Genomic DNA, 5,419 nt, shown 5'->3' with positions numbered 1-5,419 from the left:
CATGATGTGTTGCCGGACGGCATCGTGCATCGGAGCTACCGGTTGCGGGATGGGAAGTTGGCATAGAAGAGCGGCACGAAGGGCACTGGCAGGCCACCGCCACTGCCATATCGTAGACATGGCATATATACCCTCCATGCATGAGTGATATGCGCGTGCGCGCTTCTTCCAGCGTGGCCCCGAGGGTAGATTCCCCTGACAATCTGTCACGGAGTGACCCATGCAGACACGCACCCGCCTTCGCACTCTGGTGTTCGGCTTCCCCTCCTCACTGATCTGGATGGCGGTTTCCCTCTGCGCCACGACCGCCATGGCCAACGAGCCACTGCAGATCGAGGCGCAGGGGAGTTTCCTCGCAGGTGGCATGGAAAAGACGGAGCCTGGCACGTTCGATCCTTTGAAACCGTCCAATCCGGAGGGACAGAGCTACCACGGTGATCACGTCTATGCCTTCTACCAGAAGCCGGTGAATGCGCGTCCGCTACCGATCGTGATGTGGCACGGTGCGGGCCAGTCGTCCAAAAGCTGGGAAACGACTGCCGACGGGCGGGAGGGCTTCCAGAACCTGTTCCTGCGTCGCCGCTTCACCACCTACCTGATCGATCAGCCACGGCGAGGCAAAGCCGGCCGAAGCATGGTCGAGTCCACGCTGAAGCCTGTCGCAGACGATCAGATGTGGTTCAACCAGTTCCGAATCGGCCTCTGGCCGACGTACTTCGGCGGCAGTCAGTTCCCGACAGGGGAGGCCACGCTGGACCAGTTTTTCCGTTCGGTCACGCCGAACACGGGGCCGTTCGACCTCGGGGTAGTCTCTGACGGGGTAGCTGCTGTGCTGCAGAAAACAGGGCCTGCGATCCTGTTCACCCATTCGCAGGCGGGAGGCCCTGGCTGGATGACGGCTATAAAGAGCCCGAATGTTCGCGCAATCGTCGCCTTCGAGCCCGGTAGCAGCTTCGTGTTTGCCAAGGACGATGCGCCGGTACCGATTCCCAGTGCGTTCGATACCGTCGCACCCGCCGTGGTGTCTCCCGAGGCGTTCAAGGCGCTGACGCGGATCCCCATTCTGGTGCTGTACGGCGACAACATCCCTGACAAGCCCGTTGACCTGCCCGCGCAGGACAGCTGGCGTGCGCGGTTGGAAATGGCCCGCGCCTGGCGCGACGCGGTCAATCGGCAGGGTGGGGACGTGACCTTGATCCATTTGCCGGACATAGGAATCCGTGGCAACAGCCACTTCCTGTTCTCGGACCTCAACAACGTTCAGATCGCCGATCTGGTGAGTGAGTTTCTGGCGAAGAAGAATCTGGATCATTGAGCCGGACTGCGTCGTGCATTGATCGCGCCATCAAAGGCATGTGGCGCGCCGGTGCTGCGACGCTCGCCGATCCACAATTCATATCATTCATGCATGAGTGATATCCGGCTGATGCTCTTTTTCCATGGGTGCACGGCGGTTAGTTTTACGCCTGATCCCCCGCCAACGTGGGCGCGCCACATGCACCGGCAGGGGTAACGTCCGAACTGGGAGCACTTGAATGAAGCACATCGTGCACGCCACGCTGTTGGCGATGTCTCTTGGCCTGGCGGCAGGCAGCGCGGCCGCCGCCGACTACACGCTCAACCCCTTCACACTGGCCTACGAAGGTGCGATCACGCGGAATGTGCCCAGCGAGGTCAACGTCCACTCGGTGTCCTATCCGCTGAACGGAATCGAGATCGCCGCGAACTTCTACACGCCGGCCAACTTCGATGCCGCGCGGAAATACCCGACCATCGTGGTCGCCCATCCCAATGGTGGGGTCAAGGAGCAGGTGGCCGGCCTGTACGCGCAGCGTTTGGCCGAGCAGGGCTACATCGCCATTACCGCCGATGCGGCCTATCAGGGGGCGAGCGGCGGCCAGCCCCGCAGCGTGGACACGCCGTCCCACCGCATCGAAGACATCCACGGCATGGCGGACTTCATCAGTCGATTCCCCTGGGTCGACACCACGCGCCTGGGTTTGCTGGGCATCTGTGGCGGCGGCGGTTACTCGCTGGCGGCCGCGCAGACCGACAAACGGTTCATGGCTGTGGCCACGATCAGCATGTTCAACTCTGGCCGTGTACGCCGCAACGGCTACGCCGACTCGCAGCTGGACACCATCCAGCAGCGCCTGCAGCAGGCTTCGAATGCGCGGGCACAGGAAGCTGCCGGCGGCGAAGTGCTGTACTCCGGCGACGCCAATCTCACCGACGCACAGATCGCCAAGCTTCCCTTCGATCTGTATCGGCAGGGCTATGCGTACTACTGGAAGACGCACGCCCATCCCAACGCCACCTTCCGCTACACCACCAGCAGCCTGCTGGAGCTGATGCGTTGGGACGCCACCGACCAGATCGAGCTCATCAACCAGCCGCTGCTGATGATTGCCGGCAGCAAGGCTGACAGCCTGTACATGACCCAGGACGCTTTCGCCAAGGCGACCGGTACCTCCGACAAACAAATGGTGCTGCTGGACGGCGCTACGCATATCGAAACCTACTGGGTGCCGAAGTACGTGGATGCCGCCGTCGCCTCGCTGACCACGTTCTACAGCCGGACGCTTGCGCGATGAGCGCGCCTCGCAGATCAACCGCGCAGAGTGCGCTGCTGGGTGCGGCATTGAGCGTGGCGGCACCATTCGCCGGCGCGGTCGAACCCCCCACGCAGCAAATCACCCGAGCGGGAACGCAGTCGTCCGTGGCCGGTCCGGCAGCGACCTTCGTCGGCAAGGTGCGGGTAGATCCGCTGTTCCCGGCGGACGAGGAGGTGCAGGCTTCTTCGGCATACGTCAGCTTCGAGCCGGGTGCGCGCTCGGCCTGGCACACCCACCCCGCCGGTCAGCGACTGGTGGTTACCTCCGGCGTTGGGCTGACCCAGGAATGGGGTAAGCCGGTGCAGCAGATACACGTCGGGGATGTGGTGGTGTGTGCTGCCGGGGTCAAGCATTGGCACGGCGCCGCGCCCCACAGCGCAATGACCCACCTTGCAGTAACCGGGGTGGTGGACGGCAAATCGGTGGCGTGGCTGGAGCAGGTCAGTGATGACCAGTATCGCGACGCATCGGCGGGTATCGACGCTCCCGTTGCCGGGCCGCTTTCGCCGAGGCAGCAGGCTATCCCGCTGATTGCGGCCGCCGCCGCCAGCAGCGACATGCCGCAGCTCACTGCCGCGTTGCGCCGGGGACTGGATGCAGGGCTGACGCTGAGTGAGACCAAGGAAATGCTCGTGCAGCTGTATGCCTATGCGGGTTTCCCGAAGAGCCTCAATGCCCTGGGCGAGCTGATGGAGGTGGTGCGCGTACGTGAAGCGCAGGGCGTCGCCACTGCACCCGGGCAGCCGCCCACCAGGAACGTTCCCGTGGGCGAAGCGCTGCGCGCGGTTGGCACCGCCAACCAGACCCGGATCTCCGGCGCCCCGGTGACCGGGCCGCTCATGGACTTCGCCCCCATCATCAACCAGTACCTGCAGACGCACCTGTTCGGCGACATCTTCGAGCGCGACAACCTGGACTGGCAGAGCCGTGAACTGGCCACGGTGGGCGCGCTGGCAATGATGCCCGGCGTGGAGGCGCAGTTGCGCTCGCATATGGCGGCCAGCCAGCGCGTGGGCCTCAGCCGCGCACAGCTGCACCACCTGGCCCAACTGCTGGCCCACAGTGGCTACGGAGCCGCATCCGCTCGCGCAGTGCAGGCACTGGAACAGACCCCGGCACCCGGGCCCTGACAGCGCCCCGCATGGAGACCCCAATGAACACCCTACCCACCAACGCCCAACGCCGCTCTCTTCTGAAGGGCGCCGCTACTCTGGCGGCGCTGCCGCTGACCGGCGCGCTGGCCACGTCCACGGCCAACGCATCCCCCGCAGCTGCCGCGCCGCGGATGGACGGCCGCCGCATGCTCGGAAAGCTGCAGGTTTCCAGCATCGGGCTGGGCGTGCAGAACATGAGCCGCACCTACCAGACCACCATCCCCTCGCGCACCGAGATGCACCGCATCATCCGTGCCGCGTTCGATCGCGGGATGACGTTCTACGATGCGGCCGAGGCCTATGGCCCGCATGAAGTGGAACGAATCCTTGGAGAAGGCGCTGCCTCTTTCCGCGACGAAGTGGTGATCGCCACCAAGTTCGGCTGGAACATCGACCTGGAAACCGGCGCGCGTGGCCCGGGCCTGATCAGCAGGCCCGCGCATATCAAGCGGGCGGTAGAGGGCATGCTCACGCGGCTGCGTACCGACCGCATCGACCTGCTGTACCAGCATCGCGTGGACCCGCAGGTGCCGATCGAAGACGTGGCCGGTGCGATCCAGGACCTGATGACCGAGGGCAAGGTGCTGCATTGGGGCCTGTGCGAGATGGGCCTGAAGACGCTTCGCCGCGCGCACGCTGCGCTGCCGGTGACCGCTGTGCAGAGCGAGTACTCGATGCTCTGGCGAGGACCGGAACAGGAGGTGCTTGCTGCGTGCGCCGAGCTGGGCATCGGATTCGTGCCGTGGAGCCCGCTGGGCGTAGGCTTCCTGACCGGTGCGATCGACGCCAGGACTCGGTTTGCCGAAGGTGACATTCGCGGCATCGAAACGCGCTTCACCCCGCAGAACATCGAACACAACCTGGCCTTGGTGCGCCTGCTCAGGGACTGGGCCGCGCGAAAGCAGGCCACGCCGGCACGGATCGCATTGGCCTGGCTGATGGCACAGCAACCTTGGATTGTGCCGATTCCCGGTACCACCCAGATGGAACATCTGCTGGACAACCTGGGCGCAGACGAGGTGATCTTCAGCGCAGGTGAGCTGCGGGAGCTCAATGCCGCAGTTGCCGCGGTGGCAGTGCAGGGCGAGCGCCTTCCGCCAGCGGTGCAGGCTTACAGCGACGTGGAGGCGCCTGTGCGCTAACTCTCACCCCCGATAGCGCAATGCATCACGCAGCACGGTGAACGCCGGTGACGACTGCCTGCGACTGGGGTAGTACAAATGGTAGCCGGGGAAGGAGGGGCACCAGTCCTGCAGAACATGGACCAAGGTGCCTGCCTGCACATGGGCGCGCACCAGATCCTCGGGCATGTAGGCAAGCCCCAGTCCCTCCAGCGCGGCGCCCAGGCGCAGGGCGATGTTGTTGAACACCAGCTGGCCTTCCACCCGCACCTTCAGCTCCTGGTCCTTTTTTTCGAACTCCCACGCGAAAATGCCACCGTGGGTCGGCAGGCGGATGGTGATGCAGTTGTGCCGGGTGAGGTCGTGCGGCGATTTCGGCTTCGGGTGGCGCTGGAAATAGGCAGGCGATCCGACCACTGCCATGCGCAGGTCAGGTCCAACGCGCACGGCGATCATATCCTTGGCCACCTGCTCACCCATGCGGATACCGGCATCGAAGCCCTCGGCCACGATGTCGGTCAGTCCGTAG

5 protein-coding genes are annotated in these 5,419 nt (G+C 64.6%); 4 read left to right on the top strand and 1 reads right to left on the bottom strand.

The window, feature by feature from the left end; genetic code table 11:
* Positions 1-220 precede the first annotated feature (220 nt).
* From DBR34_RS17795 to DBR34_RS17780, 4 genes are all read left to right on the top strand, one after another.
* Entirely contained in the window at positions 221-1,315 is a 1,095-nt protein-coding gene (locus DBR34_RS17795; RefSeq protein ID WP_128097767.1) for an alpha/beta fold hydrolase, read from the top strand.
* Positions 1,316-1,535: 220 nt separating this feature from the next.
* Positions 1,536-2,594: an alpha/beta hydrolase gene (locus tag DBR34_RS17790; protein WP_128097766.1), complete on the top strand. Its 1,059-nt coding sequence runs from the start codon at positions 1,536-1,538 to the stop codon at positions 2,592-2,594.
* Between the two features lie 125 nt (positions 2,595-2,719).
* Positions 2,720-3,745 carry a carboxymuconolactone decarboxylase family protein gene (locus DBR34_RS21880; RefSeq protein ID WP_258224091.1) on the top strand — a complete coding sequence of 342 codons (1,026 nt, stop codon included), beginning with the start codon at positions 2,720-2,722 and terminating at the stop codon, positions 3,743-3,745.
* A gap of 155 nt (positions 3,746-3,900) precedes the next feature.
* The gene (locus DBR34_RS17780; RefSeq protein WP_219928332.1) at positions 3,901-4,911 is read left to right on the top strand and encodes an aldo/keto reductase; all 1,011 of its coding nucleotides are present in this window, start codon (positions 3,901-3,903) and stop codon (positions 4,909-4,911) included.
* Between the two features lie 3 nt (positions 4,912-4,914).
* Here the strand turns inward: DBR34_RS17780 and DBR34_RS23840 are convergent.
* Positions 4,915-5,419 (bottom strand): LysR substrate-binding domain-containing protein (locus tag DBR34_RS23840; RefSeq protein ID WP_258224090.1); only part of this gene is annotated, 505 nt, incomplete at its 5' end.

This window comes from Stenotrophomonas sp. HMWF003 (genome assembly GCF_003061285.1).
Lineage (GTDB): Bacteria > Pseudomonadota > Gammaproteobacteria > Xanthomonadales > Xanthomonadaceae > Stenotrophomonas > Stenotrophomonas maltophilia_AP.
Note: the sequence above shows the minus strand (reverse complement) of the source record. Positions and strands in the feature narration are given on the sequence as shown.

Bases quoted from the DNA above. Each gene is read 5' to 3' on its own strand.
- DBR34_RS17795 (WP_128097767.1), top strand. From the start codon at position 221: ATGCAGACACGCACCCGCCTTCGCACTCTGGTGTTCGGCTTCCCCTCC.
- DBR34_RS17790 (WP_128097766.1), top strand. From the start codon at position 1,536: ATGAAGCACATCGTGCACGCCACGCTGTTGGCGATGTCTCTTGGCCTG.
- DBR34_RS17780 (WP_219928332.1), top strand. From the start codon at position 3,901: ATGGACGGCCGCCGCATGCTCGGAAAGCTGCAGGTTTCCAGCATCGGG.